The organism is Oceanicella sp. (assembly GCF_056449545.1).
Window position 1 is genome coordinate 52474 of the sequence record NZ_JBWOMN010000118.1, and the last position, 26256, is coordinate 78729.

Below are 26256 nucleotides of genomic sequence, written 5' to 3' on the forward strand. Positions count from 1 at the left end.
CTGGTCTCCTGCAGGCGGGCGCCGGCGGCGGTCGCCCCGGGGCGGGGGCCGCCGGAGCGTGCAGCTTGGCCCCGCCCGGGAACCGCGTCAACGCCCCTTGAAACGGCGTTCCGCATCGACGCGGAAACGTTGACAGGCAAATTCATCGCTGCGCTAATCGTCGCGTTCAGGGATCGACGGAAGAATCGACCCGGCTTCGAGCATGCCTAGAATTTCAGGGAGGACTGACCATGAGACACTGGACCAAACGCCAGGTGCTGGCCGCAGCGCTGATGGCGATCCCGCTCAGCTTCGGCGTATCCGCCGAGGGTCGCGCGGAAACCGTGCTGCGCGTGGTGCCGCATGCGGATCTGAAGAATCTCGACCCGATCTGGACCACGGCCTACATCTCGCGCAATCACGGCTACATGGTGTACGACACGCTGTTCGCCATGGACGAGAACTTCAAGCCGCAGCCGCAGATGGTGGACACGTGGAGCGTCTCGGACGATTCCATGACCTGGACCTTCACCCTGCGCGACGGGCTGATGTTCCATGACGGGACGCCGGTGACCTCGGCGGACGTGATCGCCTCGCTGCAGCGCTGGGGCAAGCGCGACGGCATGGGCCAGCAGCTGTTCGGCGCCATCGGCAGCCTGGTGGCCGAGGATGACAAGACCTTCGTGATGACCCTGGCCCGGCCTTTCGGGCTGGTGCTGGAATCGATCGGCAAGATCTCCTCCAACGTGCCCTTCATCATGCCCGAGCGGGTGGCCAAGACCGATGCGTTCGAGCAGATCGACGATTACACCGGGTCCGGCCCGTTCAAGTTCGAGAAGGACCTGTGGGTGCCGGGCTCGAAGGTGGTCTACTCCAAGTTCGAAGGCTACGTGCCCCGCGACGAGCCGGCCTCGGCCGCGGCGGGCGGCAAGGTGGTCAAGGTCGACAAGGTGATCTGGACCTATTTCCCCGACCAGTCCACGGCGATGAACGCGCTGATGGCCGGCGAGGTGGATTATTTCGAGGCCCCGTCCAACGACCTGCTGCCGATCCTCGAGGCCAACCCCGACATCGTGGCGGAAATCAACGATCCGCTGGGCAATATCGGCTTCGCCCGCTTCAACAGCCTGCTGCCGCCGTTCGACAATGTCGACATCCGGCGCGCCGCGATCATGGCCATGAAGCAGGAGGACTACCTGGCTGCCGGCTTCGGCGATCAGAAATTCTGGAAGACCTGCTATTCGGTGTTCCCCTGCGGCACGCCGCTGGCCAACGAGGTCGGGTCCGACCTGATCAAGACCGCCAGCATCGAAAAGGCGTCCGCGGCGCTGAAGGCGGCGGGCTATGACGGCACCCCGGTGGTGATCATGCAGCCCACCGACATTCCGGCCCTGTCGGCGTTTTCGCTGGTGACGGCGGAAAAACTGCGCAAGATCGGCATGAATGTCGAGGTGCAGGCCATGGACTGGGCGACCCTGACCTCGCGCCGCGCCAAGCGCGACCCGGTGTCCGAGGGCGGCTGGAACATGTTCCACACCTGGTGGATCGGCGCCGACGTGATCGACCCCATGGCGATCGGCTTTTCCGGCAACCCCGACAAGGGCTGGTTCGGCTGGCCCACCGACGCAGAGCTTGAAAAGGCCCGCGCCGCGTTCGCGGTCGCCGGATCGCTGGAGGAAAAGAAGGAAATCGCCAAGAAGGTGCAGGAGCGGCTCTGGGCCATCGGCGCCTCGGGCGAGCTCGGGCAGTTCTTCACCCCGGTCGCCTATCGCAAGAACGTGAAGGGGCTGATCAAGTCTCCGGTGCAGTTCTTCTGGAACATGTCGGTCGAGTGATCGCCTGACCTGATTTCCCGCCGCCAATCAGGCCCGGCCGCGCGGAGTCGCGGCCGGGCTTCCCAACCCGGGGACATTCATGGCTCGCTATATCCTGATGCGCATCCTCGCCACGTTGCCGGTGGTGATCATCGTGGCGATGTTCGTTTTCCTGATGCTGCGCCTGGCGCCCGGCGACCCGGCCTCGGTGATCGCCGGCGACTACGCCACGGCCGAGGACGTGGCCCGCATCCGCGAGCAGCTCGGCCTCAACGAACCCATCCCGGTGCAGTTCATGACCTGGATCGGCACGCTGGCGCGGGGCGACCTCGGCACCTCGATCTTTTCCAACCTGCCGGTGACCACGCTGATCATGCAGCGCATCGAGCCGACGCTGATGCTGGGGCTGTGCACCATCCTGTTCGCGGTGATGGTGGCGGTGCCGCTGGGCACCATCGCGGCGTGGAAGGCGGGCAGCCTGATCGACCGCTTCGTGATGCTGTTTTCGGTGGGCGGGTTTTCGGTGCCGGTGTTCGTGCTCGGCTACATGCTGATCTACGTGCTGGCCATGCAGCTGAAATGGCTGCCGGTGCAGGGCTACAAGTCGATGTTCGAATTCGGCCTGCCGACCTTCCTGCGCCATATCGCGCTGCCGGTGATGACGCTGAGCGTGATCTTCATCGCGCTGATCGCGCGCATGACCCGCGCCTCGGTGATGGAGATCCTGCAGGAGGATTACATCCGCACCGCCCGCGCCAAGGGCCAGAGCGAGTTCAAGATCCTCATGCGCCACGCGCTGCGCAACGCCGCGGTGCCCATCGTCACGGTGATCGGCATCGGCATCGCGCTGCTGATCGGCGGCGTGGTGGTGACCGAAAGCGTCTACAACATCCCCGGTCTGGGGCGGCTCGTGCTCGACGCGGTGCTGGCGCGCGACTACCCGATCATCCAGGGGCTGATCCTGTTCTTCAGCTTCGTCTACATCCTGATCAATCTGCTGATCGACCTGTCCTACGTGCTGCTTGATCCGAGGATACGCTACTGATGGCTCATACAGGCGACGCCCCTCCCGACTACGAGGCCGAGATCAACCCCGGCCCGGCCCCCGACATGGCGATCCCGGACGCCGCCGCGCTGTCCGCCGAGGCGCGGCTGACCACCCGCGAGGATCCCAGCGTCCTGACCCTGCTGCTGGCCAATCGCGGAGTGTTCTGGGGCGGGGCGCTGCTGCTGGTGATGGCGCTGATCGCCATCATCGGGCCGTTCTTCACCATCGACCCCATGGCGCTCAACCCCATGCAGCGCCTGAAGCCGCCTTCGGCGGAGGTCTATTTCGGCAGCGATTTCCTTGGCCGCGACCTGTTCGCGCGGGTGATCGGCGGCGCGCGGATCTCGCTTGTGGTGGGGCTGGCGGTGGCGGTGATCGCCATCTCCATCGGGCTGTTCCTGGGCATGATCGCCGGCTATATCCGCGCCTTCGACGCGGTGATCATGCGGGTGATGGACGGGCTGATGGCGATTCCGGGCATCCTGCTGGCGATCGCGCTGGTGTCGCTGTCGGGGGCGACGCTGGGCACGGTCATCGCCGCCATCGTCATCCCCGAGGTGCCCCGCGTGGTGCGCCTGGTGCGCGCCGTGGTGCTGACGGTGCGCGAAGAACCCTATGTGGAGGCCGCCATCGCCGCAGGCACCCGCCTGCCGCAGATCCTGATCCGTCACATCCTGCCCAACGCCATCGCGCCGCTGATCGTGCAGGCGACCTATGTCAGCGGCTCGGCGATGCTGACCGAATCCATCCTCGGCTTCCTGGGGGCCGGCATCCCGCCGGAAATTCCCAGTTGGGGCAACATCATGTCCGAGGGGCGCACCTTTTTCCAGATCAGCCCCTGGATCATCTTCTACCCCGGCGTCGCGCTGGCGGTGACGGTGCTGGCGGTGAACGTCGTCGGCGACGGGCTGCGCGACACGCTTGACCCGCGCATTGCGAGAAAGATGTGAACGCCATGGACGCCGCGACCCCGGTCCTGGAGATCAAGGGCCTGACCGTCAGCCTGCCCAGGGGCGCTGACCGTCGCTTCGCCATCGAGGACGTGAGCCTCACCGTGGGCGCCGGCGAGATCCTGTGCATCGTCGGCGAATCCGGCTCCGGCAAGTCGGTCACCGCCTTCACGGTGATGGGGTTGAATTCCAGCAAGGAACTGAAGCCCGTCGCCGGCGAGGTGCTGCTGAGCGGCGTCGATCTGCTGAAGGAATCCACCGCCCGCATGCGCCGTCTGCGCGGCGAGAAGATGGCGATGATCTTTCAGGAACCGATGACCGCGCTCAACCCGGTGATGAAGGTGGGCGACCAGATCGGCGAGATGCTGGAGATCCACACCGATCTGGGCGCCCGCGCCCGGCGCGATCGGGTGATCGCCACCATGGGCGACGTGAACCTGCCCGACCCGGAAAAGATGTTCCATTCCTACCCGCATCAGCTGTCCGGCGGCCAGCGCCAGCGGGTGATGATCGCCATGGCCCTGACGCTGGAGCCGGGGCTGCTGATCGCCGACGAACCGACCACCGCGCTCGACGTGACCACCCAGGCGCAGATCCTGAAGCTGATCAAGTCGATCCAGCGCACCCGCGGCGCCGGGGTGATGTTCATCACCCATGATTTCGGCGTGGTGGCGGAAATCGCCGACCGCGTGGCGGTGATGCAGATGGGCCGGGTGGTGGAGCAGGGCGGTGTGGAGCAGGTGCTGACCCGCCCGCGCCACCCCTACACGAAGATGCTGCTCGGCGCGGTGCCCAGCCTGATCCCGCCGCATCGCGACCCGGCGCCCGAGTCCGAACCGGCGCTGGAGACCCGCGGCCTCAACAAGATCTACGGCAAGACCGGCTGGTTCGAATCCGGGCGCATCGTGCATGCCGCGAAGGATGTCGAACTGATGGTGCGCCATGGCGAGACCCTCGGCGTGGTCGGCGAATCCGGGTCCGGCAAATCCACCGTGGCGCGCTGCATCGTGCGGCTGGTCGATCCCACGGACGGCGAATTGCTGATCCACGGCAAGAACATCGCCGGGCTTGACGAATCCGCCCTGCGCCCGTTCCGGCGCGATATCCAGATCGTGTTCCAGGATCCCTACCGGTCGCTGAACCCGCGCCGCACCGTGGGCCAGTCGATCGTCGAGGGGCCGATGAATTTCGGCATGGGCAGGACCGAGGCGCTGGCCAAGGCGCGCGAGCTGATGCAGGTGGTGGGGCTGGCGCCCGATGCGCTGGACCGCTTCCCGCACCAGTTTTCCGGCGGCCAGCGCCAGCGCATCTGCATCGCCCGCGCGCTGGCCATGGAACCCAAGGTGCTGATCGCCGACGAGGCGGTGTCGGCGCTCGACGTGTCGGTGCAGGCGCAGGTGCTGGACCTGCTCGACGATGTGCGCCGGCGCTTCAACCTGGCGATGCTGTTCATCACCCATGACCTGCGGGTGGCGGCGCAGATCTGCGACCGGATCATGGTGATGCAGAACGGCGTGGTGGTGGAACAGGGCCCCACCGCGCAGGTCTACGCCAACCCGGCGCATCCCTACACCAAATCGCTGCTCGACGCGGCCCCGGGCAAGGACATGGACGCCGCCGCCGCCCGCTGAGCCCCCCGGATGGCACGCCATGAAAGCCGGGGCGGATCGGGAAACCCTGCGTAGGGCGGATCCCGATCCGCCATTGGCGGCGGTTCAGCCGGCGCTCAGGGCCGCAAGACGGGCGTCGAACCCGGCGCTTTGCATCAGCGCCTTGCAGCGTTCGAAACGGGTGATCGAATAGGCCCAGAAATCCTCGGCCGGGTTGCCGTCGGCATGCTGGATCAGCCCCCACAGGGTCCAGAGCAGATCGCACATCGCCTTGTAGATCACCATGCGCCCGATCTGCGCGGCGGTCGGTTCGGCGTTGAAATAGGCGCGCAGCAGCTCCATGTCCTGGGCCGCGTCGAATCCGGCCTCCACCGACAGGTCGCCCAGATCCCAGAGCGGATCGTTCATGCCGGAATATTCCCAGTCGACGATCCACATGCGCGCCCCGTCATCGCGAGTGCTTTCATCGCGAGAGCTTTCATCGAGGAAGTTTTCGCAGAGCGGGTCGCAATGGCAGGGCGCCAGCGCGCCGGGGTTTTCCGACAGCGCCGCCTTCACCGGGGCGGCCGCGGCGACGATGTCGTGGTAGCCCTCGGGCAGATCGGAGTTCTTTTCGGCCAGCACCGCCAGATATTCGTCGATCATCACGAACAGTTCGAAGCGGAATTCGAACAGTTCGCCCGATCCGTGCAGCGCCGCCAGCGCCCGCCCGGCGCGCGCCGGGGCGCCTGCGCGGGTCCGGAACAGTTCGGGGGTCATGGTGGTCACCGGGTCGAGACAGCGGCTGATCATCACGCCGGTCGCGGCGTCGGCCCAGAGCACCTCGGCCGAGACGCCGATCTTCGCCGCGATCCTGGCGTTGTGCAGTTCCGCCGCGCGGTCGATGTAATCGTTGGAACCCTCGCCGGGAATGCGCAGGATGAGTTTTTCATCCGGCAAATCGACCCTGTAGACAAGATTGGTGAGGCCGCCGAGGCGGGTCGCGGCATAGGCGTCGGGGGCGAGCCCGGCGAGGCGCGGCAGGTTTGTCAGGGCGGCGTGGATGGCTTTGCGGTTGTCTGGCATGCGGTCCTCGCAGTGGGGCGGCGTTCAGGCCTTCAGGCGCAGGTTTTCGGGATCGTAGAGCGGCGCCGCGACCCTTGTCACCGGGTGACGGTTGCCGAAGGCTTCGATCTCGAAGGCGGTGTTTTGCGCCTGCTCACGCGTGAGCAGGCCGTAAGCTATGGTTTTCGCGGTGGTTTCGCCAAAGGCCGTGCTGGTGACGAGGGATGCGGGCGCGCCCTCCAGCAGGATCGGCTCGCCGCCATGCAGCGGCAGCCGCGCATCCGCGACGAAGCAGCGCAACAGGCGATCCGGGCCTTTTTCCTTTTGCGCCGCCAGCGCCGCGCGCCCCAGAAAATCGCCCTTGGACTTCAGATGCACGCGACCGCCTAGCCCGGCCTCGATGGGCGTGCAGTCGGGCGTGATGTCGGCGCTCCAATACAGATAGCCTTTCTCCATGCGCAAACCGTCGATCGCCCGATAGCCCATGTCGCGCAGGCCCAGCGGGGCGCCGGCGTCGCGGATCAGATCGTGGACATGGAGGGCGAATTCCGCGGGAACGTGCAATTCCCAGCCCAGCTCGCCCACATAGCCGATGCGGATGGCGCGCACCGGCGCGGCGCCGATCGTCAGATCCCGTGCGGTGGCGAACGGGAAGGCGGCATTCGAAACGTCCTCCTCGGCCACGGCGGCGAGCAGCTCGCGCGCATGCGGGCCGCAGATGTTGAGCACGGCGCGCGCCGAGGTGACCTCCACCAGCAGCGCCGACCCGTCCGCGGGCAGGTTGCGCCGGATCCAGTCGCTGTCATGCACGCCGAAGCCGGCGCCGGTGACGATGTAAAAATGGTTCTCGGCGAGCCGGGTGACGGTCACGTCGGCCTCGATGCCGCCCGCAGCGTTGCAAAGCTGGGTGTAGATGACCGCGCCGACGGGCTTGTCCATGTTGGAGACCGCCAGCCATTGCATCGCCGCCAGCGCGCCGGGGCCCAGAAGCTCGAACTTGGAAAAGCTGGACTGATCGGCGAGGACGACGCCGGTCCGCGCGGCGCGCTGTTCCTCGGCGGCGAAGGCGGTCCAGCCGGGGTTGACGAAATCGAGCTGATCGGCGGGGGCGACGCCCTCGGGGGCGAACCATAGCGGGCGTTCCCAGCCGTTTTTCGACCCCATCACCGCGCCGCGCGATTTCAGGCGGTCGTGGAGCGGGCTGAGCCGCAAATCGCGGGCGACGGCGCTTTCCTGCCCCGGAAAGCGCAGCTTGTAGTGGTGGGCGTAATGTTCGACGGCGCGGGGATACATGAAGGCGCGCGCCCCGTGATGGGGTCCGAATCGGCGGGCGTCGAGCGGCCAGAGGTCGAGGCTGGGACGGCCCTGAAGAATCCATTCGGCGATCATCTCGCCGGCGCCGCCGCCCGCGGCGATGCCGTAGAGGAACCCGGTGGCGAGCATGAGATTGGAAAAATCCGGGGCCGGGCCCATGACGAAATCGCCGTCGGCGGAATAGGGGATCGGGCCGTTGACCACCTGCCGTATGCCGATCTCGCCCACCACCGGGGTGACCTCGGCGGCCTTCAGCGCCAGCGGTTCGAAGCGGTCGAGGTTTTCGGGCAGCAGCTGGCGGGCGAATTCGCCGGGGATGCCGGTGTCGCCGAAGGCGGCGGTGTTGTTCTCGTAACCGCCGATCACCAGCCGCCCGCCGGCGTCGGGCTTGTAATAGACCAGCCGGTCGGGGTCGCGCAGGGTGGGGAGGTTGTCGGGGAATCCGGGGATCGGCTCGGTGACCACGTATTGATGTTCGAGCGCGCAGGCGGGGATGCGCAGGCCGAGCTTCCGGCCCAGTTCGCGGCTCCACATGCCGGCGGCCAGCGTCACGGTCTCGGCCTCCCAAACGCCTTCGGAGGTGAGGATTTTCGCGATGCGCCCGTTGGCAACCTCGAAATCGAGCGCCTTGACGTTCTGGCGCAGCGTCGCGCCATGCGCGCGGGCGCCGGCGGCGATGGCCTGGCACAGGCTGGCCGGGTCAACATGACCGTCGGAGGGAATGAAGGCGGCGCCCTCCAGCCCCTTGATGTCGATATAGGGGAACAGGTCGCGGGCCTCGGCCGGGGAAATCAGGTTCATCTCCAACCCGAAGCTGCGGGCCATGGTGGCGAGGCGGCGGGTTTCCAGCATCCGCGCGGGCGAGGCGGCGAGGCGCAGCGAACCGACCTTCTTCCAGTCGCAGGCCTGTCCGGTTTCGGCCTCCAGCCGGTCATACATGGCGACGGATCTTTGCAGCATCCGCGTGGTGTTGCGCGAGGATCGGAGCTGCCCGACCAGCCCGGCGGCGTGCCATGTGGCGCCTTCGGTGAGCGCGGTCTTTTCCAGCAGCACCACGTCGGTTTCGCCGGCGCGGGCAAGGTGGTAGGCGATGGAGCAGCCGATGATGCCGCCGCCGATGATCAGGTGTCTGGCGCTGTGATCGGTCATGGGGTCGGTCCTTGGTCGGCGCCGCTCAGCGCAGCAGTTCCAGCATTTCGGCGTGCAGGGCGGGGGTGGCGGCGCTCAACACCCGCCCGTCGCTGTCAAGCGTCAGCGGCGCGCCGTCCCAGTCGGTGATCAGCCCGCCGGCCCCCTCGATCACCGGGATCAGCGCCATGTAGTCATAGGGTTTCAGGTCGTAATCCACGCAGGCGTCCACATGCCCCGAGGCCAGCAGCATATGCGGGTGGCAATCATAGCCGAGCCGGCGCAGCCGCCCGGCCCCGCACAGGGCGGCGAAGGCGTCGGGGCGGTCGGCGAACAGCTTTTCGCCCTCGTTGACGAACAGGAAGGCTTCGTTGAGGCGGGTGACGTTCGAGACGCGGATCGGGGCGCCGTTGCGCCATGCGCCGCCGTCGCCGCCGCTGAACGCCTCGTCGAGCTGGGGCAGGCGCACCACGCCGAGCACCGGGGCGCCGTCATGCAGCAGGGCCGCCAGCATGCCGTAGAGCGGCGCGCCGCAGATGAAGGATTTGGTGCCGTCGATGGGGTCGATCACCCACAGATACGGGCTGTCGGACGCTTCGCGCCCGAATTCCTCGCCGAAAACGCCGTGATCGGGGAAGCGTTCGGCGAGGCGCGCGCGGATCAGGGTTTCGGCGGCGCGGTCGGCGATGGTGACCGGGCTGTCATCGTGCTTGTGAATCACGTCGAGCGGCGCGCGAAAATGCTTTTTCGGGATTTCGGCGGCCTCGGCGGTGATGGAGAGGATGGTGTCAAGGGCGTCAGGGGGATGGCGCATGGAGGTCTTTCCTGGGGGCGGCTTGTTCGGCGTCGCCGGCGTCGGGCAGCAGGGTGGCGATGTCGCGCCGCGCCAGCATGGCGGCGATGTCGGGGGCGGGGGGGGCGTCGGTGACCAGCATGTCGAAGCTCGCCTGGTCCTCGAGCGCAATCGGGGCGCGCCGCCCGAACTTGTCGCTGTCGGCGACGACGATGCGGGTGCGGGCGCGGCGCGCCGCCTCGCGCGACAGGTCGGCCTCCTGCATGTCATGCAGCATGAAGCCGAATTCGGCGTTGACCGCGCCGACCGAGAAGATCGCGAATTGCACGTTGAAGCGGCGGATGAAGGCGATGGCGTCGAGCCCGAAGGCGCCGCCGTCATGGGGGCGCAATTCGCCCCCGGCCATGAACACCCGGTTGTTGTTGCGCGTCGCCAGGGTCTGGGCCACGGACAGCGAATTGGTGACCACGTAGAGATTGGCGCGGGATTTCAGCGCGCGGGCCACGTAGGCGGTGGTGGAGCCGATGTCGAGAAACAGCGAATCGCCGTCGCCGATCATCGCCGCCACCACCGCCGCGAGGCGTCGCTTGACGGCGGCGTTCTGGTCCATGCGCGACTGGAAGGGCTGTTCGGTGAGGGTCAGGTCCTCGGCCAGCAGCACCCCGCCATGCACCTTGCGGGCCAGGGATTTCGCCTCCAGCGCCTTGATGTTGCGGCGGATGGTTTCATCCGAGACGCCGAGTCGCTCCGCAAGGAACCCGATGCGGCAGGAGCCCCCGGCCATGCGGATTTCGCGCAGGATTTCCTGTTCGCGGTGGTTGCTTGGCATGGGCGCCGGGTTGGACGGGGCGGGCTGCATGATGGGTGTGGACTCCTCGGCCTTGCCCCTGAAACTGAGGCATTCTAGGCAGGAAAATCGCCGATAACAACGAAAAGCCAAATCAGTTTGTGACATTTTGTGGCTTTCATTGACATCCTCGGCGATTCCGCTCAGGCTTCCGGGCAATGGCGCGACGCAATGCGCCCGCTGAGGCAATGCAAGATCACTGCTGGAATCACTGCGAAAACACTCTGGGAGGAGCCCCGCATGAAACATCTGTTCACCAGGACCCTGATGGGGGTCGCCGCCGGCGCGCTGGCGACCGGCATGGCCATGGCCGAGGTCGAATCCGCCGACCCCATCAAGCTGACCCTGCATGACTGGTCCGGGCAGCTGATCAACACCAGGATCATGGGCGCGATCCTCGAGGAGGCCGGCTACAACGTGCAATACGTGCAGGCCGACTACATCGCCCAGTTCGCCGGGCTCAAGACCGGCGATCTGGATCTGGCGGTGGAGATCTGGGAGACCACGGGCCGCGAGGCGCTGGACGAGGCGGTGGCCAGCGGCAAGGTCGAGAATGTCGGCGAGACCGGGCTGATGGCGATCGAGGAATGGTGGTATCCGCTTTACATGAAGGAGGTCTGCCCGGGCCTGCCCGACTGGAAGGCGCTGAACGCCTGCGCCGAGAAATTCGCCACCGCCGAGACCGCGCCCAAGGGGCGCTACGTGGGCGGCCCGGTGACCTGGGGCGGCTTCGACGAGGAGCGCATCAAGGGGCTGGGCCTGGATTTCGAGGTGGTGCATGCGGGCACCGACGCGGCGCTGTTCGCGGAACTGGAATCGGCCTATCAGCGCAAGGCGCCGATCGTGCTGTGGGTCTATGTGCCCCATTGGGCGCCGGCGAAATACGATGGCGAATTCGTGGAGTTTCCGCCCTATTCCGCCGAATGCTACAGCGACCCGGCGGCCAGCGTGAACCCGGATCTGGCCTATGATTGCGGCAAGCCGCGCGGGCCGATCTGGAAGGCCGCCTGGAGCGGACTGAAGGACAAGTGGCCCGGCGCCTACGCGGCGATCAAGGCCTATACGCTCAACAACGAGGAAATGAGCGCCATGGTCAGCGCGGTGGATCTCGACGGCGAAAAGATCGACGACGTGGTCAACGCCTGGATGGACAAGAACGAGGCCCGCTGGAAGCCGTGGATCGGCCAGTGATCCGGCCAGTGATCCGGCCAGTGATCCGGCGTCGGGGTCGGCGCTGATCCGATTCGCCGGCTGATCGCGCGGGGCGGCGTCGCGTCGCCCCGCGTCCGGGGTTCGCGGCGCTTCGGGCGCGCCCCCACAGGACAAGAAACCGAAAATTGGAGTTGAGATGGGGGCCTCGCCCAAGCTTGTGTGCCGGAGCATCTGGAAGCTCTATGGGCCGGGGGCGGCGGATTTCCTTGCCGCCAATCCGCATCCCGACGCCGCGGCGATCGCGCGCGCCGGGCTGATCGGCGCGGTGCGCGACGCCGATATCGAAATCATGGACGGCGAGATCTTCGTCATCATGGGCCTGTCGGGGTCGGGGAAATCGACGCTGGTGCGCTGCCTGTCGCGGCTGATCGAGCCCACGGCGGGGAAGATGTTCTTTGACGGGCGCGACCTGCGGCAGGCCTCGGCGCGCGAAATGATCGAGATCCGGCGCCACAAGATGGGCATGGTGTTCCAGCATTTCGCGCTGCTGCCGCATCTGACGGTGCTGCAGAACGTCGCCTTTCCGCTGTCGATCCAGGGCCGGAGCAAGCCCGAATCCGAGGCCCGCGCGGCTGAGGTGATCGAACTGGTGGGGCTGAAGGGGCGCGAAAGCTATTATCCGCGCGAATTGTCCGGCGGCCAGCAGCAGCGGGTGGGGATCGCGCGCTCGCTCGCGGTTGAACCCGAATTGTGGTTTCTGGACGAGCCGTTCTCGGCGCTGGACCCGCTGATCCGGCGCGAGATGCAGGATGAGTTCCTGCGCCTGCAGGGGCTGCTGAAAAAGACCATCGTGTTCATCACCCATGATTTCGACGAGGCGATCCGGCTTGCCGACCGCATCGCCATCATGAAGGACGGCGAGGTGATCCAGGTGGCGAGCCCCGAGGCGCTGGTGCTGAACCCGGCCAGCGACTACGTCGCCGAATTCACCCGCCACATCCCCCGCGACAAGGTGCTGTCGGTGGGCGCGGTGATGACGCCGGGCGCGGCGGGGCGGGGCGACGGGCTGCGCGCCGACGCCAGGATCGCCGAGGTGGCCGAGGCCGTGCTGAGCGCCGAGGCGCCGCTGGCGGTGGTGGATGCAGGCGGCGCCCATGTCGGCGCCATCGGGCGCGACGCGGTGATCCGCGTGCTCATCGGCAAGGGCGCCTAGGCGGTGGCCGGGGCAGTCGCATGGCGGCGCGCGACGCTGCTGTGGCTGGGATTGGCGGCGATCACCTGGCTGCTGGCGAATTTCGCCAGCCAGTGGGCAGGCGACATGGGCATGGATTGGCTGGTCAGGTATCCCGGCGCCTGGGTGATTCCGCTGAAGACCGCGATTTCGGCGGCGATGCGCTGGCTGGTCGAGGACGCGAATTTCGGGCTGTTCACGTTTTCCGAATTCACCCGCGCCGTCGCCTGGGCGATCGAGCAGCCCTATCTGCTGGCGCGCGCGCTGCTGGCATCGGGGATCGTCGAGGGCGTGGGGCGACGCGCGGTGCAGGTGGCGCCGCCGCTGAGCTGGATCGCGGTCACCGCCGGGGTCATGGCGCTGGGGCATTACGCGCGCAACTGGCTGCTGGCGGCGCTGGTCGGGGCCTCGTTCCTGTATCTGGCGATGTTCGGGCAGTGGGAAAGCGCCATGGTGACGCTGGCCTCGGTGGTGATCGCGGTGCCGATCGGGGTCGCGGGGGGGCTGTGGCTGGGCATTCTGGCCTATCGGCATCCGCGCTTTGACCGGGCCATGCGCCCGGTTCTGGACCTGATGCAGACCATCCCGATCTTCGCCTATCTCACGCCGATCCTGATCCTGTTCGGCTTCGGCCCGGTGGCCGCATTGACGGCGACGGTGATCTACGCCATGCCGCCCATGGTGCGCATCGCCACGCTGGCGCTGAAGCAGGTGGATCCGGAGATCGTCGATTTCGGGGTGATGACCGGTTGCACGCAGCGCCAGATGACCTGGCGGGTGCTTGTGCCCGCGGCGCTGGGCAGCCTGATGGTCGGGGTCAATCAGGTGATCATGCTGTCGCTGAACATGGTGATCATCGCGTCGATGATCGGCGCCGGGGGGCTGGGCTATGATGTGCTGGCCTCGCTGCGCCGGCTCGACATCGGCGGCGGGTTCGAGGCGGGGATCGCCATCGTCATCCTCGCCATCGCCATCGACCGGCTGAGCCAGGCGTTTGCGCAGCGCAGCGCCACGGTCACGCCGCCGCCGCGCGGCGAGACCCTGCTGGCGCGCCATCCGCGCAGCGCGATCGTCGCCCTGGTGCTGGTCGGATCCATGGCGCTGGGGCAGCTCATGCCGATTTTCCAGACCTGGCCCGAGGACATGACCCTGACCACCGGCGCGTTCTGGAGCGATTCGATCAAATACCTGAACGTCAACTACTACGACGCGTTCGAATCGGTGAAGCTGTTCTTTCTCACCGGGTTCATGCTGCCGATAAAGCGGTTCTTTCTGGGCATCCCCTGGCCCTGGGGGGTCTTTCTGGTGACGCTGATCGGCTGGCGCTTCGGCGGCTGGCGGCTGGCGGGGCTGTGTCTGGCCATGTCGGGGTTCATCGCCGTCACCGGGATGTGGGAAAAGGCGATGATCACGGTGTATCTGTGCGGCGCCTCGGTGGCGCTGGCCTCGCTGATCGGCATTCCGCTGGGGGTCTGGGCGGCGATCAACGCACGCGCCGGGCGGGTGATCGGGGTGGTCATCGACACGCTGCAAACGCTGCCGAGCTTCGTCTACCTGATCCCGGTGGTGATGCTGTTTCGGATCGGCGATTTCACCGCCATGGTGGCGATCGTGCTGTATGCGCTGGTTCCGGCGGTGCGCTACGCGGCGCACGGGGTGCGATCGGTGAGCCCGGAGCTGATCGAGGCCGGGATCGTGTCGGGCTGCACCCCGCGCCAGATCCTGACCCGCATTCGGCTGCCGCTGGCGCTGCCGGAGATCCTGCTCGGCGTCAACCAGACCATCATGCTGGCGCTGTCCATGCTGGTGATCACCGCGCTGGTGGGCACCCGCGATCTGGGGCAGGAGGTCTACATCGCGCTGACCAAGGCCGATGTGGGGCGCGGGCTGGTGGCGGGGCTGTCGATCGCCTTCATCGCCATCATCGCCGACCGGGTGATTTCCGCCGGGGCGCGGGGGGCGCGCATTCGCTATGGACTGGAGGCCGGCGATGGACCGTGACGCATTGCAAGCCCGCATCCGGGCGCTGCCGCTGTGGCGCGGCGCGGTGACGCTGCGCCCGCTTGACGGCGGCATCACCAATGTCAATTTCCTGGCCCGGGACGCGGTCGCCCGCTACGTGGTGCGCGTCGGCGAGGACATCCCCGAACACCATGTGATGCGCTTCAACGAACTGGCGGCGAGCCGCGCCGCGCATGCCGCCGGGATCTCGCCCGCGGTGCTGCATGCCGAACCCGGGCTGACGGTGCTGGAATTCATCGACAGCAAGACGCTGGGCGCGGCGGATGTGCGCGACCCGGCCATGCTGGCGCGCATCGTGCCGCTGATCCGCGCCTGTCACCGCGAAGTGCCACGGCATCTGCGCGGCCCGGCGCTGGCCTTCTGGGTGTTCCATGTGATCCGCGATTACGCCGCGCGGCTGGCGCAGGGCGCCAGCGCCCATGCGGCGCTGCTCGACGATCTGGTGGCGGCGGGGGATGATCTGGAGCGCGCCGCCGGGCCCTTCGACATCGTGTTCGGGCATAACGACCTGCTGGCGGCGAATTTCCTCGATGACGGCGAACGGCTGTGGCTGATCGACTGGGATTACGCCGGGTTCAATTCGCCGCTGTTCGATCTGGGCGGCCTGGCCTCCAATAACGGGCTCGACGCAGAGGCCGAACGCTGGCTGCTGGAGACCTATTTCGCCGCCCCGGTCACCGACGACCTGATGCGCCGCTACGAAGCGATGAAATGCGCCTCGCTGCTGCGCGAGACCATGTGGAGCATGGTCTCGGAGATCACCTCGAAGCTTGAGTTCGACTATGCCGGCTACACCGCCGAGAACCTGGCGCGGTTCCGTGCGGCCCATGACGTTTTTCTGCGACCCTGAGGACAAGATGAGCGAAATCCCCACCACCGCGAAGGCCGTGATCATCGGCGGCGGCATCGTCGGCTGCTCCACCGCCTATCACCTGGCCAAACTGGGCTGGACCGACACGGTGCTGCTGGAGCGCAAGAAGCTGACCTCGGGCACCACGTTTCACGCCGCCGGGCTGGTGGGGCAGTTGCGCAGCTCCGCCAACATCACGCAATTGCTGGGCTATTCGGTGGATCTGTATAATCGCATCGAGGAAGAGACCGGGCTCGGCGCCGGATGGAAGATGAATGGCGGGCTGCGGCTGGCCTGCACCGCCGATCGCTGGACCGAGGTGAAGCGCCAGGCCACCACCGCGCATTCCTTCGGGTTGGAGATGAACCTGCTGACCCCGCTGGAGGCGCGCGAATTGTGGCCGCTGATGCAGGTCGGCGACGTGGTCGGCGCCGCCTTCATGCCCACCGACGGGCAGGCGAATCCGTCCGACATCACCCAGGCGCTGGCCAAGGGCGCGCGCATGGCGGGGGCGCGGATCGTCGAGGATTGCAAGGTTCTCGACATCGAGATCGACAAGGGGCGCATCCGGGCGGTGATCACCGAACGCGGGCGCATCGAATGCGAGGTGGTGATCTGCTGCGCCGGGCAATGGACCCGCGATTTCGCCAGGCGCTTCGGGGTCAACGTGCCGCTGGTGTCCATGGAGCACCAATACATGATCACCGAGCCCATGGACGGCGTCACCCCGGACCTGCCGACGCTGCGCGACCCGGACCGGCTCACCTATTACAAGGAAGAAGTCGGCGGGCTGGTGATGGGCGGCTACGAACCCGACCCGATCCCCTGGGCGGTGGACGGCATCCCCAAGGGGTTTCACTATTCGCTGCTGGACTCGAATTTCGATCATTTCGAACAGCTGATGGAATTGTCGCTGGGCCGGGTGCCGGCGCTGGAGACGGCGGGGATCAAGACGCTCACCAACGGGCCGGAAAGCTTTACGCCCGACGGCAATTTCATCATCGGCGAGGCGCCGGAGCTGCGGAATTTCTATGTCGGGGCCGGGTTCAACGCCTTCGGCATCGCCGCGGGGGGCGGCGCGGGGATGGCGCTGGCGGAGTGGGTGAAGGCCGGCGAACCGCCCTTCGATCTGTGGGCCGCCGACATCCGCCGCTTCGGGCGGCCGCATTTCGACGCCGACTGGGTGCGCACCCGCACCGTCGAGGCCTATGGAAAGCACTACGCCATGGCCTGGCCGCATGAGGAGAACGCCTCGGGGCGCCCCTGCCGCCGCTCGCCGCTCTACGAGACGCTGAAGGCGCAGGGCGCGTGTTTCGGCGAAAAGCTCGGCTGGGAACGCCCGAACTGGTTCGCCGATGCGGCGCTGGGCGAGGAACCGCGCGATGTCTACGGGTTCGGGCGCCAGAACTGGTTCGACGCGGTGGCGCGCGAACATCGCGCGACGCGCGAGGCGGCGGCGCTGTTCGACCAGTCGTCTTTCGCCAAATTCGCGCTGAAAGGCCCGGACGCGGCGGCGGCGCTGGGCTGGATCGCCGCCAATGACGTGGACAAGCCGGTGGGGGCGCTGGTCTACACCCAGATGCTCAACGACCGGGGCGGCATCGAATGCGACCTGACCGTGGCGCGCATCGCCGAGGATGAATTCTACATCGTCACCGGCACCGGCTTCGCGACCCATGATTTCGACTGGATTTCGCGCAACATCCCTGCGGGGATGAATTGCCAGCTGTTCGACGTGACCTCCGCCAGCGCTGTGCTGTCGCTGATGGGGCCGCGGGCGCGCGACATCTTGGCGGCGGTGACGCGGGACGATGTATCCAACGAGGGGTTTCGCTTCGGGACGACGCGGGTGATCGGCATCGCCGGCTGCCCGGTGCGCGCGCTGCGCGTCACCTATGTGGGCGAACTGGGCTGGGAATTGCATCTGCCGGTGGAATACGCCGCCACGGTCTACGCGGCGCTGAGCGAGGCGGGCGCGCCGCTGGGGCTGCGCAACGCCGGCTACCGGGCGATCGAATCGCTGCGGCTCGAAAAAGGCTATCGCGCCTGGGGGGCCGATATCGGGCCGGACCACACGCCGATGGAATCGGGGCTGGGATGGGCGGTGAAGCTGAAGAAGAACGTCGATTTCAAGGGGCGCGCGGCGGTGGCGGCGCAGAAGGCCGGAGGGGTGAAGAAGCTGCTGGCCTGTTTCACCGTCGATGATCCCGCGGTGTCGCTGCTGGGGCGCGAGACCATTTTCCGCGACGGCAAGCGGGTCGGCTGGCTGACCTCGGGCGGGTATGGGCACACGCTCGGGGTTTCGATCGGCTACGGCTATGTGCGCGACCCGGCGGGCGTGGACGCGGATTTCGTGCTGGGCGGCGGCGCGTATGAGCTGGAGGTCGCCACGACGCGCGTGCCCTGCGCGGTGCGGCTCGGGCCGCTTTACGATCCGTCGATGCGCCGCGTCAAAGCCTGAGCCCTGCTGGGGCGGGCAAGGTCAGGCCCGCGACGCGGCGGCGCGGGCCGGCGGGATCAAGGCGCGCGGGTCAGCCGGATTTCTTCACGAATTCGGTGAGGATGACGATCATCTGATTGTTGACCCGCCCCTCGATATGCCGGGGGTTGTCCGCGACCAGCGCGATGCCGCGCACCGCCGTGCCGCGCTTGGCGGTGAAGCCGGCGCCCTTGACGTTCAGATCCTTGACCAGCGTCACCGTGTCGCCCGCCGACAGCCGGGCGCCGTTCGCGTCGCGATGGGGGGCGTCGAGATCGGCGGAGTCATCGGGCGCGGCGGCGGCGCCGGCCTGCGCCCAGGCCTGCGTGTCCTCGTCCAGATACAGCATGTCGAGCAGATCGCGGGCCCAGCTTTCGGCGCCGAGCCGCTCAAGCATGCGCCAGGCCATGACCTGCACCGCCGGGACCGGGGTCCACATGCTGTCGCCGAGCTTGCGCCAGTGATGCATGTCCATGGTCGCCGGGTTCTCGATCTGCCCCCGGCAGGTCGCGCAGATCAGCACCGCGCCCTCGACGCCTGGGCGGGCGCCAGGGCGGGCGCCGGGGCGGGCGCCGGGGCGGGCGTTGGGGGCGGGATCGATTTCGAAAGCGTCGAGCGGCGCGTCGGGCGAGGCTTCGGCGGCGCAAAGCTCGCAACGCGCGCCGCTGCGCGCGTGCAGGTCGTCGAGGATGGTCATGGGCGGCGGGTCTTTCGTTGTCTGGAAGGCGGTTCGCGCGACCCATATCAGGCGGCGGCGAGGCTTGCCAGTTGGCGGGCGCGAGGCCCCATTGCGTCGAGCATTGCTTGTTTGCGAAACATGATGTCTGATCAAGTTTCGTTTCTATTCTCGTTGCGATTTATTTCGTGATCTATGTCGATATGCGGCGAATATGCAGGTTGCTTTGGATTCAAAGCGGCAATGTCACCAAGTTCTGCAAGGCTCGCGCGTATGTAAACAAGGAAGGGAACATTGGATGTCTGGGTTTTTATACTTTTCTTACGGATCCAACATGCTTGACTTAAGGTTGAAGAAAAGATGCAATTCCGCTAAATTCAAGGCCGTGGCATTCAAGGAAGGATGGTCTATGGATTTTTCAAAGAAAAGTATGGATGGATCCGGAAAGGCCACGATTTTTGAAAGACCCGGAAAAAGGATATATGGTGTGGTTTTTGAGGTGGATTGCGAGGATTTGAAAAAATTGGATTCCGCGGAAGGTCGTTCTTATGATCGCATAGATAATTTTACCGTAGATTCAATGGATGGGAATGAGATTCTTAAGGTAAAGACCTATATTGCAAAAGATGAATCAATATGTAAAAATCTAAATCCTTACTATTGGTATAAAAACTTGATTCTAATGGGTGCCTGCAGGGCTGGCATTGTAGGCGATTATTTCTCGTTCCTCGAGAATTTCGCAGCGAAACCCGATCCATGTCCGTCACGGAAAGCTAGGGTTGCCGCATTGAACATGCTGACGACCTGCAATGGCACGATCGCAGGCAACACGCGTTGCGCGTGCGCCGCCCTCACCGCTTGACAGATCGACGGACGCGTGCGCCGCGCTGGCGCTGGACAAGCATGCGGCATCGGCGCTATGCCGCTGCGCATGACCGAGGTTTTTGATCGGAAATCCGCGAGCCCGCCGCGCCGGCCCGGCCTGCCCCAGGGCTGGACGCTGGTGTCGATGCTGCTGGCGCTGGTCCTGACCATGCCGCTTTGGGCCGTGGCGATCATGGCGCTGTTTCCCACCGAAAACATCTGGCCGCATCTGATCGCCACGGTGCTGCCGCGCTACCTTGCCAATTCGCTGATCCTGATGGCGATGGTGGGGCTGGGCGCCGCCTCGATCGGCACGGGCGCCGCGTGGCTGGTGACGATGAAACGGTTTCCCATGCGCCGGGTGTTCGAATGGGCGCTGCTGGCGCCGCTGGCCATGCCCGCCTATATCGGCGCCTACGCGCTGGTGGATTTCCTCGAATACGCCGGGCCGGTGCAGACCGCGCTGCGCGGGATCTTCGGCTGGAGCAGTGCGCGCGACTACTGGTTCCCCGAGATCCGCTCCATCGGCTCGGCGGGGGTGGTGCTGACGCTGACGTTATATCCCTACACCTACCTCATGGCCCGCGCGGCGTTTCGCGAACAGTCGGTCTGCGCGCTGGAGGTCAGCCGATCGCTTGGCTGCGGCCCGTGGTCGAGCTTTTTCCGCGTCGCCCTGCCGCTGGCCCGCCCGGCCGTCGCCGCCGGCGCCGCCATCGCCATGATGGAGACCCTGAACGACTTTGGCGCGGTGGATTACTTTGCGGTGCAGACGCTGACCACCGGCATATTCTCGGTCTGGCTGGAGAGCAACAACGCCGGCGGCGCGGCGCAGATATCAAGCGTGGTGCTGGTGTTCGTGTTCCTGCTGATGGGCATGGAGGCCGCGTCGCGCCGGGGCCGGCGCTATCACAACATGTCACGCCGCTACCGCCCCATCGAGGGCGAGGAGCTGGGCGGGGCGAGCCGCTGGATCGCCACCATCGCCTGCGCCGTCCCGGTGCTGTTCGGTTTCGTGCTGCCGGTGGCGATCATGGCCGAATACGCGCTGTCCGAGGCCGGGCTGTGGACCGAGGCGCGGCTGTGGATGGCGGCGCTCAACACCGCGCTGCTGGCGGCGAGCGCCGCGGCCATCGCCTGCGCGGCGGGGCTGCTGCTGGTCTTTGGCGCGCGGGCGTCGCGATCCGCCGCGCCGCGCTATCTGGCCAAGGTGACGGCGCTGGGCTACGCGGCGCCGGGCGCGGTGCTGGCGGTGGGCATCCTGGTGCCCTTCGCCGCCTTTGACAATTTCGTCGCCGACGGGGTGCTGGCGCTGACCGGCTGGGACCCGGGGCTGATCCTGACCGGATCCGCCGCCGCCGTGGTCTTCGCCTATGTGGTGCGGTTTTCGGCCATCGCCCATGGCACGCTCGACGGCGCGCTGGGGCGGGTGACGCCATCCATGGAAATGGCGGCGCGGGCCTTGGGCGAAACCCGCACCGGGGCCTTGAAGCGCGTGCATCTGCCGATCATTCGCGGGTCGGTGCTGAGCGCCGCGCTGCTGATCTTCGTGGACAGCGCCAAGGAATTGCCGGCGACGCTGATTCTGCGCCCGTTCAATTTCGACACGCTGGCGACCAGGGTTTACGGATCGGCCTCGCTGGAGAATATTGATCAGGCCGCGCCCCCGGCGCTGGTGATCGTGCTGGTGGGGCTGGCGCCGGTGATTGCGCTCACCCGCACGCTGCGCCGCACCCGCCCCGGGGCGTAGGCGCGCCGCCCGACGGGCGCGGCGTGACAGCATGTGATCATAGGGAGGGTCGTCATGGCCAGAGCATTGCGTTGGACCGGCATCGCGCTTGTCGCGATCGTCGGGCTGGTGGCCGTGGCGCTGGCGGCGATGTGGTTTCTGCTGCCCGCCGAACGCATCGCGCGCATCGCCGCGGAGCGGGCCAGCGCGATCACCGGGCGCGAAATCCGCATCGACGGGGCGACGCCCAATGTCAGCACCCGGTTCGGGCTTGGCTTCGGGGTGGTCACCGGCCCGGTGTCGGTCGCCAACGCGCCATGGGGCGCGGCGCCCTATCTGCTGGAGGCGCGATCCGCGACCCTGACCGTCGCCTTCTGGCCGCTGCTGCGCGGCGAGATCGCGCTGCGGCAGATGCAGCTGGACGGCGCGGCGCTGGCGCTGGAGATCAACGAGGCGGGCGAGGCGAACTGGGTTTTCGGCGCCGCGGGCGCGCCGGGCGCGGGCGGCGATGGCGATGGCGGGGGTGACGGCGGCAAGAAGAACGGGTTGCCGGCGATCTCGGTGCGCGAGGCGCTGCTGCGCGACGCCAGCGTCGGTTTCGTCGATCGGCGCGACGGGCGCGAGGCGCGCATCGAGGCGCTGGAGCTGCGCGCCGCGATGCCTTCGCTTGACGATCAGCTCACCGCCAGCGTGACCGGCGCATGGCGCGGCGCGCCGGTGGCGGCGGAGATCGCGCTGGCCAGCGTCGCGGCCTTGCAGGAGGGGCGCGAGGCGGAGCTCGACCTGACGCTGAGCGCGCTTGGCGGCGAAGTCGGGTTCGTGGGGCGGCTGCGGCTGCCCGGCGAAGGCGGCGGGTTGGGCGATGGCGGGCTTGACGGCGCGATCCGGCTGTCGGCCGGCGACGCCAACGCCGTGGCGGCGGCGTTCGGGATGGCGCTGCCGGAGGCGCTGGGCGCGGTCTCGGCATTGGATTTCGCGGGCAATGCGGATGTTTCGGCGGCGACTCTGGCGCTGCGCCTGACCGGGTCGGCGGTGCGCGCGGGGGCCACGGTGACGCTGGACGCGACGCTGGCGGGGGGGGATGGCTGGCTGGCGGCGCGCAAGGTGAATCTGGCGCTGACGGCCGCGTCGCAGGACCTGTTTTCCATGCGCTGGGATGGCGGCGGCGCGGCGCCCGACGGCGCGCCGCCAGCGGTTTCGGGCAAGCTGGCCTTGGCCGCCCCGCGCCCGGCGAAGCTGATGCGTTGGGCCGGGTTCGACCAGCCGCCCCCGGCGCTGGCGCGGCTGCGCGGGGTCGATCTGAGCGCCGATCTGGTCTACGCCCCCGCCGGCGAGTCGCGGCTGGACGGCGAAATCGCCGCCATGCTCGGCCGGAACCCGGTGGCGGCGCAGATCGGGCTGTCGGGGATCGAGGCGCTGCTGGAGGGCGGCGCCGCGGCGCTGGAGCTGAAGGCGCGGCTGGCCGAGGCGGCGACGCTGGGGTTTTCCGGGCAGGTTTCAAACCTCGACGACCCGGCCCTGTCCGGCGACATCGACATCGCGGTGGCGGATATGCGCAAGACCCTGCGGGTGGCCGGGGCGCTGCCCGAGGGGCTGGCCAGGAAGGCCCTGCGCACCGCCCGGCTGCGCGGGCGGATCAAGGCGAGCGCGCAGGCGGCGAGCATCGCCAACCTGCGCGTCGAACTCGACGGCATGACCGCCACGGGGCGCGCGTCGGCGGCCATGGCCGGGCGCCCGGCCTTCAGCGCGGCGCTGGCGACCGGGCCGCTGGACCTGCGCCCGCTGCTGGGGCGGATCATGGGCAAGCCCGGCGCGACGGCCGATGCGGGCGCCCCGGCGAAGACCGGGAAGGACGAGGGCTGGAGCAAGGCGCCCATCGACCTGTCGGGTCTGGCCGCGCTGGACGCCGACATCGCGCTGACCGCGCCCTCGATCCGCCTGCCGGGCTTCAAGCTCGGGGCGCTCGATGCGGCGGCGCAGCTGAAGGGCGGGGCGCTTGATCTGGATGTGCGCAAGCTGCGGATGTTCGGCGGCAAGGTCACGGGCCGCGCGACGGTGGCGGGCGGCCAGACCAACCGCGTCGATCTGGACCTGAGCGCGGCGGCGATATCGCTGCGCCCGCTGCTGCGCGTCTTCGCCGGGATCGACAAGCTGGAGGGCAAGGGCCGCGCGACGCTGCGCGTGACCAGCGCCGGCAAAAGCATGGAGGCGCTGATGCGCGGGCTGAACGGCGACGCCGCCATCCGCCTGCGCGACGGGGCGCTGCGCGGCGTCAACGTGGCGGCCATGGTGCGCAATCTCACGGGCGCCTTTGACGACGGGACGGACGCCAAAGCCAAAAAAACCGATTTTTCGGCGATCTCGGCCAGTTTCGCCATTCGCGACGGGCGGGCGACGACCAGCGACCTGCGCGCGCTCGGGCCGCTGTTCCGGCTGAACGGCAAGGGCTGGGTGGATATCGGCAAGCAGCGGCTGTCCATGCGGGTCACGCCCAAGGCGGTGGCGACGCTGAAGGGGCAGGGCGGGGGCGCGGCCTCGGGGCTGATGGTCCCGCTGCTGATCAAGGGCAAGTGGAGCGACCCGCGCATCAGGCCCGACTTGAAAGGTGCGGTGGACAACGCGCTGCGCGACCCCGGCGCGGCGGCGGATCAGGCCAGGGACCTGCTGAGGCTGCTGCCGCGCGGCGACTGACGGGCGCGCCGCGCCGCCGGGTCGCTGCGCTTGCGGTTGATCTGGCGGGGCCGCGTCGCTAAACACCTGACGGGCGCACGGACGCGCCCTGCGCCGGCTTAGCTCAGGTGGTAGAGCAACGGTTTTGTAAACCGTGGGTCGGGGGTTCGAATCCCTCAGCCGGCGCCAACGCCATTTCTGCGAAACGGCGAATTTTCGGCTATGCGCGATGCGCGGAGACCGGTTTCGCGCAAATGGCGACAACGCCAATCCAATGACAGACCCATGCTGCGACGTTGCGTCGCCGTCCGCGCCGATCGTCCAGCCGGCGCCAAGCGTCGCATGCGGCTGCGCAGGCGTCGCATTGGCCTGCGCGCGAAAACAGCCACCGTTCACAGAAATCGACATCAAGAAAGCCCCGCACGGGTTCTATGAAGGCTACAGTCTGCCCATCGCCTTGCTCAGCAAGGGCCTGATGACCCTGCTGGTGATCTGGGCGCTGGTCTGACCGGGCAACGCCAACGCCATCCTGTCCGCCGCCAACGGCAATCTTCTGAATGGCTTCAACACATTCGACATCGTTTCCGTCGGCCTGTTCGCGTTCTTCCTGTTCGTCGTCGCGGCCTTGCCCGCGACCGGCAAGAAGATCCTCGGCCCCGAGGGAGAAAAGCCGGAATTTTCCAATCTTTCCTGGTTTTCCATGATGTTCGGCGCGGGTCTGGGGGTTGGCCTGATGGTGTTCGCCACCGCCGAGCCGCTCGGCCTCTGGGGCTCCAACCCTGTCGTGGTCGCCGGCGACGTGGCCGGCAATACCGAGGCGGCGCTGACCAGCACCTATCGCTACACCTTCCTGCATTACGGGTTCCACGCCTGGGCGATCTACGTGATCACCGGCCTGTCGCTGGCCTATTACGCCTATGCCCGCGACATGCCGCTGACCATCCGTTCGGCGTTGACGCCGCTGCTGGGCAAGGCGGTGAACGGCCCGATCGGCCATCTGGTCGACGTGCTGGGGGTGGTCGCGACCATTCTGGGCGTGTCGGTGACCATCGGCTTTGGCATCAGCCAGTTCGTCGACGGGCTGTATTCGATCACCGGCATGGAATGGATGATGGACATGTCCGGCGACGCGCCCAAGCCGGCGACCGTCGGGTTGATCGCGGCGCTGGCGATGATCATGGCCATGTCGATCGCCTCGGCGGTGTCCGGGGTCGGGCGGGGGGTCAAGTACCTGTCCAATCTCAACCTTGTGCTGTCGCTGATCCTGCTGCTGGTGTTCGTGTTCTTCGGGTCGTTCCTGTTCGCCATGACCACCTGCGCGACCGGGCTGATCGACTGCCTGATGAATTTCGCTTCGCTGTCCTTCGAGGCCTACAGCCCGCTTTCGGCCGCGGACTACGCGGCGAGGCTGCCCGCCGAGGCCGCCCCGCTGGCCGGGGATCTGTTCGCCGGCGCCACCAATGCCTGGGGGTCGATGGACGGGTTCGTGAGCGGCCTGACCGGGGCTGCGGCGGCGCTGCCCGACGAGGTCAAGGCCGCGGCCTACAAGGCGGGCGCCGACGGGCGGCTGTTCGGCTGGCAGTCGGGCTGGACCACGTTCTACTGGGCCTGGTGGATCGCGTTCTCGCCCTTCGTGGGGCTGTTCCTGGCGCGGATCTCCAAGGGCCGCTCGGTGCGTGAATTCATCCTCGGATGCGTGATCGCCCCGGCGCTGGTCTGCTTCGCCTGGATGACCATCCTCGGGGCCGCCGCCATCGATCTGGAGATGACCGGCGGCGCCAATGGCGAAATCCTCGGGGCCTCGAACACCGCCAAGCTGTTCGTCACCCTGAGCCACATGATCGCGGCTGTCGAAGCGGGGGAGTGACCGCGCATTCGCAGCGCTGAAAGCATGAAAAGCCGCGCGGATGCGCGGCTTTTCCCTCTTGCGTGCGATATCGGGTGCCGGGGGCGGGCCGCCTGTCTGCCCATCCCCGATGCCCGTCCCGAACATCTGCCGCGCCGGGTCGATTTTCCGGCGCGAAGGCCCCCCTCCGGCTCAAGGGGCGGAACCGCGGGG

17 protein-coding genes, 1 tRNA gene and 1 pseudogene are annotated in these 26256 nt (G+C 67.5%); 14 read left to right on the forward strand and 5 right to left on the reverse strand.

Annotated elements, in window-relative coordinates; translation table 11 throughout:
- Positions 1 to 230 precede the first annotated feature (230 nt).
- The 4 genes from AC1HC7_RS15635 to AC1HC7_RS15650 all read left to right on the forward strand — a co-directional run bounded on the left by AC1HC7_RS15635 (position 231) and on the right by AC1HC7_RS15650 (position 5422).
- Entirely contained in the window at positions 231 to 1814 is a 1584-nt protein-coding gene (locus AC1HC7_RS15635) for an ABC transporter substrate-binding protein (protein WP_479498023.1), read from the forward strand.
- Positions 1815 to 1893: 79 nt separating this feature from the next.
- Positions 1894 to 2838: an ABC transporter permease gene (locus AC1HC7_RS15640; protein ID WP_479498022.1), complete on the forward strand. Its 945-nt coding sequence runs from the start codon at positions 1894 to 1896 to the stop codon at positions 2836 to 2838.
- Complete coding sequence (locus AC1HC7_RS15645) at positions 2838 to 3791, forward strand: ABC transporter permease (RefSeq protein WP_479498021.1); 954 nt, start codon at positions 2838 to 2840, stop codon at positions 3789 to 3791. The genes AC1HC7_RS15640 and AC1HC7_RS15645 overlap by 1 nt, the downstream gene beginning before the upstream one ends.
- A 5-nt stretch (positions 3792 to 3796) precedes the next feature.
- The gene (locus AC1HC7_RS15650) at positions 3797 to 5422 is read left to right on the forward strand and encodes an ABC transporter ATP-binding protein (RefSeq protein ID WP_479498020.1); all 1626 of its coding nucleotides are present in this window, start codon (positions 3797 to 3799) and stop codon (positions 5420 to 5422) included.
- Between the two features lie 84 nt (positions 5423 to 5506).
- Here the strand turns inward: AC1HC7_RS15650 and AC1HC7_RS15655 are convergent, their stop codons facing one another.
- The 4 genes from AC1HC7_RS15655 to AC1HC7_RS15670 are packed head-to-tail and all read right to left on the reverse strand — an operon-like array spanning position 5507 to position 10539.
- A complete protein-coding gene (locus AC1HC7_RS15655; protein ID WP_479499197.1) occupies positions 5507 to 6466 on the reverse strand; it encodes a choline/ethanolamine kinase family protein in 960 nt (319 codons plus the stop codon).
- Between the two features lie 24 nt (positions 6467 to 6490).
- On the reverse strand, positions 6491 to 8908 hold the full coding sequence (locus AC1HC7_RS15660) for a GcvT family protein (RefSeq protein ID WP_479498018.1): 2418 nt from the start codon (positions 8906 to 8908) through the stop codon (positions 6491 to 6493).
- Positions 8909 to 8933: 25 nt separating this feature from the next.
- Positions 8934 to 9701, reverse strand: a complete 768-nt coding sequence (locus AC1HC7_RS15665) for an inositol monophosphatase family protein (RefSeq protein ID WP_479498017.1) — start codon at positions 9699 to 9701, stop codon at positions 8934 to 8936.
- Positions 9685 to 10539: a DeoR/GlpR family DNA-binding transcription regulator gene (locus AC1HC7_RS15670; RefSeq protein ID WP_479498016.1), complete on the reverse strand. Its 855-nt coding sequence runs from the start codon at positions 10537 to 10539 to the stop codon at positions 9685 to 9687. The genes AC1HC7_RS15665 and AC1HC7_RS15670 overlap by 17 nt, the downstream gene beginning before the upstream one ends.
- Positions 10540 to 10767: 228 nt before the next feature.
- Here AC1HC7_RS15670 and AC1HC7_RS15675 point away from each other — a divergent pair, with 228 nt between their 5' ends.
- The 5 genes from AC1HC7_RS15675 to AC1HC7_RS15695 all read left to right on the forward strand — a co-directional run bounded on the left by AC1HC7_RS15675 (position 10768) and on the right by AC1HC7_RS15695 (position 18243).
- On the forward strand, positions 10768 to 11718 hold the full coding sequence (locus AC1HC7_RS15675) for an ABC transporter substrate-binding protein (RefSeq protein ID WP_479498015.1): 951 nt from the start codon (positions 10768 to 10770) through the stop codon (positions 11716 to 11718).
- A 157-nt stretch (positions 11719 to 11875) separates the two neighbouring features.
- Positions 11876 to 12892 (forward strand): quaternary amine ABC transporter ATP-binding protein, encoded by a 1017-nt coding sequence (locus AC1HC7_RS15680; RefSeq protein ID WP_479498014.1) that lies wholly within the window; start codon positions 11876 to 11878, stop codon positions 12890 to 12892.
- A 3-nt stretch (positions 12893 to 12895) separates the two neighbouring features.
- Positions 12896 to 14911, forward strand: a complete 2016-nt coding sequence (locus AC1HC7_RS15685; protein ID WP_479498013.1) for an ABC transporter permease — start codon at positions 12896 to 12898, stop codon at positions 14909 to 14911.
- Entirely contained in the window at positions 14901 to 15782 is an 882-nt protein-coding gene (locus AC1HC7_RS15690) for a phosphotransferase (protein WP_479498012.1), read from the forward strand. The genes AC1HC7_RS15685 and AC1HC7_RS15690 overlap by 11 nt, the downstream gene beginning before the upstream one ends.
- Positions 15783 to 15789: 7 nt before the next feature.
- Positions 15790 to 18243 (forward strand): GcvT family protein, encoded by a 2454-nt coding sequence (locus tag AC1HC7_RS15695; RefSeq protein WP_479498011.1) that lies wholly within the window; start codon positions 15790 to 15792, stop codon positions 18241 to 18243.
- Between the two features lie 70 nt (positions 18244 to 18313).
- Here the strand turns inward: AC1HC7_RS15695 and AC1HC7_RS15700 are convergent, their stop codons facing one another.
- Entirely contained in the window at positions 18314 to 18958 is a 645-nt protein-coding gene (locus AC1HC7_RS15700; RefSeq protein WP_479499198.1) for a PhnA domain-containing protein, read from the reverse strand.
- A gap of 277 nt (positions 18959 to 19235) precedes the next feature.
- Between AC1HC7_RS15700 and AC1HC7_RS15705 the strand changes: the two genes are divergently transcribed.
- From AC1HC7_RS15705 to AC1HC7_RS15725, 5 genes and pseudogenes are all read left to right on the forward strand, one after another.
- Complete coding sequence (locus AC1HC7_RS15705) at positions 19236 to 19799, forward strand: gamma-glutamylcyclotransferase family protein (RefSeq protein ID WP_479499199.1); 564 nt, start codon at positions 19236 to 19238, stop codon at positions 19797 to 19799.
- A 69-nt stretch (positions 19800 to 19868) separates the two neighbouring features.
- Complete coding sequence (locus AC1HC7_RS15710; protein ID WP_479498008.1) at positions 19869 to 21548, forward strand: ABC transporter permease; 1680 nt, start codon at positions 19869 to 19871, stop codon at positions 21546 to 21548.
- 54 nt (positions 21549 to 21602) lie between these two features.
- Complete coding sequence (locus AC1HC7_RS15715) at positions 21603 to 24218, forward strand: AsmA family protein (protein WP_479498007.1); 2616 nt, start codon at positions 21603 to 21605, stop codon at positions 24216 to 24218.
- 92 nt (positions 24219 to 24310) lie between these two features.
- A tRNA-Thr gene (locus AC1HC7_RS15720) sits at positions 24311 to 24386 on the forward strand.
- 175 nt (positions 24387 to 24561) lie between these two features.
- Positions 24562 to 26043 (forward strand): annotated as a pseudogene (locus tag AC1HC7_RS15725) (BCCT family transporter); the annotation flags it as partial.
- Between the last annotated feature and the right edge of the window lie 213 nt (positions 26044 to 26256).

Excerpts from the sequence above, each read along its gene's own strand:
- AC1HC7_RS15655 (WP_479499197.1), bottom strand. The coding sequence starts at position 6,466 with ATGCCAGACAACCGCAAAGCCATCCACGCCGCCCTGACAAACCTGCCG.
- AC1HC7_RS15635 (WP_479498023.1), top strand. The coding sequence starts at position 231 with ATGAGACACTGGACCAAACGCCAGGTGCTGGCCGCAGCGCTGATGGCG.
- AC1HC7_RS15660 (WP_479498018.1), bottom strand. The coding sequence starts at position 8,908 with ATGACCGATCACAGCGCCAGACACCTGATCATCGGCGGCGGCATCATC.
- AC1HC7_RS15650 (WP_479498020.1), top strand. The coding sequence starts at position 3,797 with ATGGACGCCGCGACCCCGGTCCTGGAGATCAAGGGCCTGACCGTCAGC.
- AC1HC7_RS15715 (WP_479498007.1), top strand. The coding sequence starts at position 21,603 with ATGGCCAGAGCATTGCGTTGGACCGGCATCGCGCTTGTCGCGATCGTC.
- AC1HC7_RS15675 (WP_479498015.1), top strand. The coding sequence starts at position 10,768 with ATGAAACATCTGTTCACCAGGACCCTGATGGGGGTCGCCGCCGGCGCG.
- AC1HC7_RS15680 (WP_479498014.1), top strand. The coding sequence starts at position 11,876 with ATGGGGGCCTCGCCCAAGCTTGTGTGCCGGAGCATCTGGAAGCTCTAT.
- AC1HC7_RS15665 (WP_479498017.1), bottom strand. The coding sequence starts at position 9,701 with ATGCGCCATCCCCCTGACGCCCTTGACACCATCCTCTCCATCACCGCC.
- AC1HC7_RS15645 (WP_479498021.1), top strand. The coding sequence starts at position 2,838 with ATGGCTCATACAGGCGACGCCCCTCCCGACTACGAGGCCGAGATCAAC.
- AC1HC7_RS15670 (WP_479498016.1), bottom strand. The coding sequence starts at position 10,539 with ATGCAGCCCGCCCCGTCCAACCCGGCGCCCATGCCAAGCAACCACCGC.
- AC1HC7_RS15710 (WP_479498008.1), top strand. The coding sequence starts at position 19,869 with ATGACCGAGGTTTTTGATCGGAAATCCGCGAGCCCGCCGCGCCGGCCC.
- AC1HC7_RS15690 (WP_479498012.1), top strand. The coding sequence starts at position 14,901 with ATGGACCGTGACGCATTGCAAGCCCGCATCCGGGCGCTGCCGCTGTGG.
- AC1HC7_RS15700 (WP_479499198.1), bottom strand. The coding sequence starts at position 18,958 with ATGACCATCCTCGACGACCTGCACGCGCGCAGCGGCGCGCGTTGCGAG.
- AC1HC7_RS15695 (WP_479498011.1), top strand. The coding sequence starts at position 15,790 with ATGAGCGAAATCCCCACCACCGCGAAGGCCGTGATCATCGGCGGCGGC.
- AC1HC7_RS15705 (WP_479499199.1), top strand. The coding sequence starts at position 19,236 with ATGTCTGGGTTTTTATACTTTTCTTACGGATCCAACATGCTTGACTTA.
- AC1HC7_RS15640 (WP_479498022.1), top strand. The coding sequence starts at position 1,894 with ATGGCTCGCTATATCCTGATGCGCATCCTCGCCACGTTGCCGGTGGTG.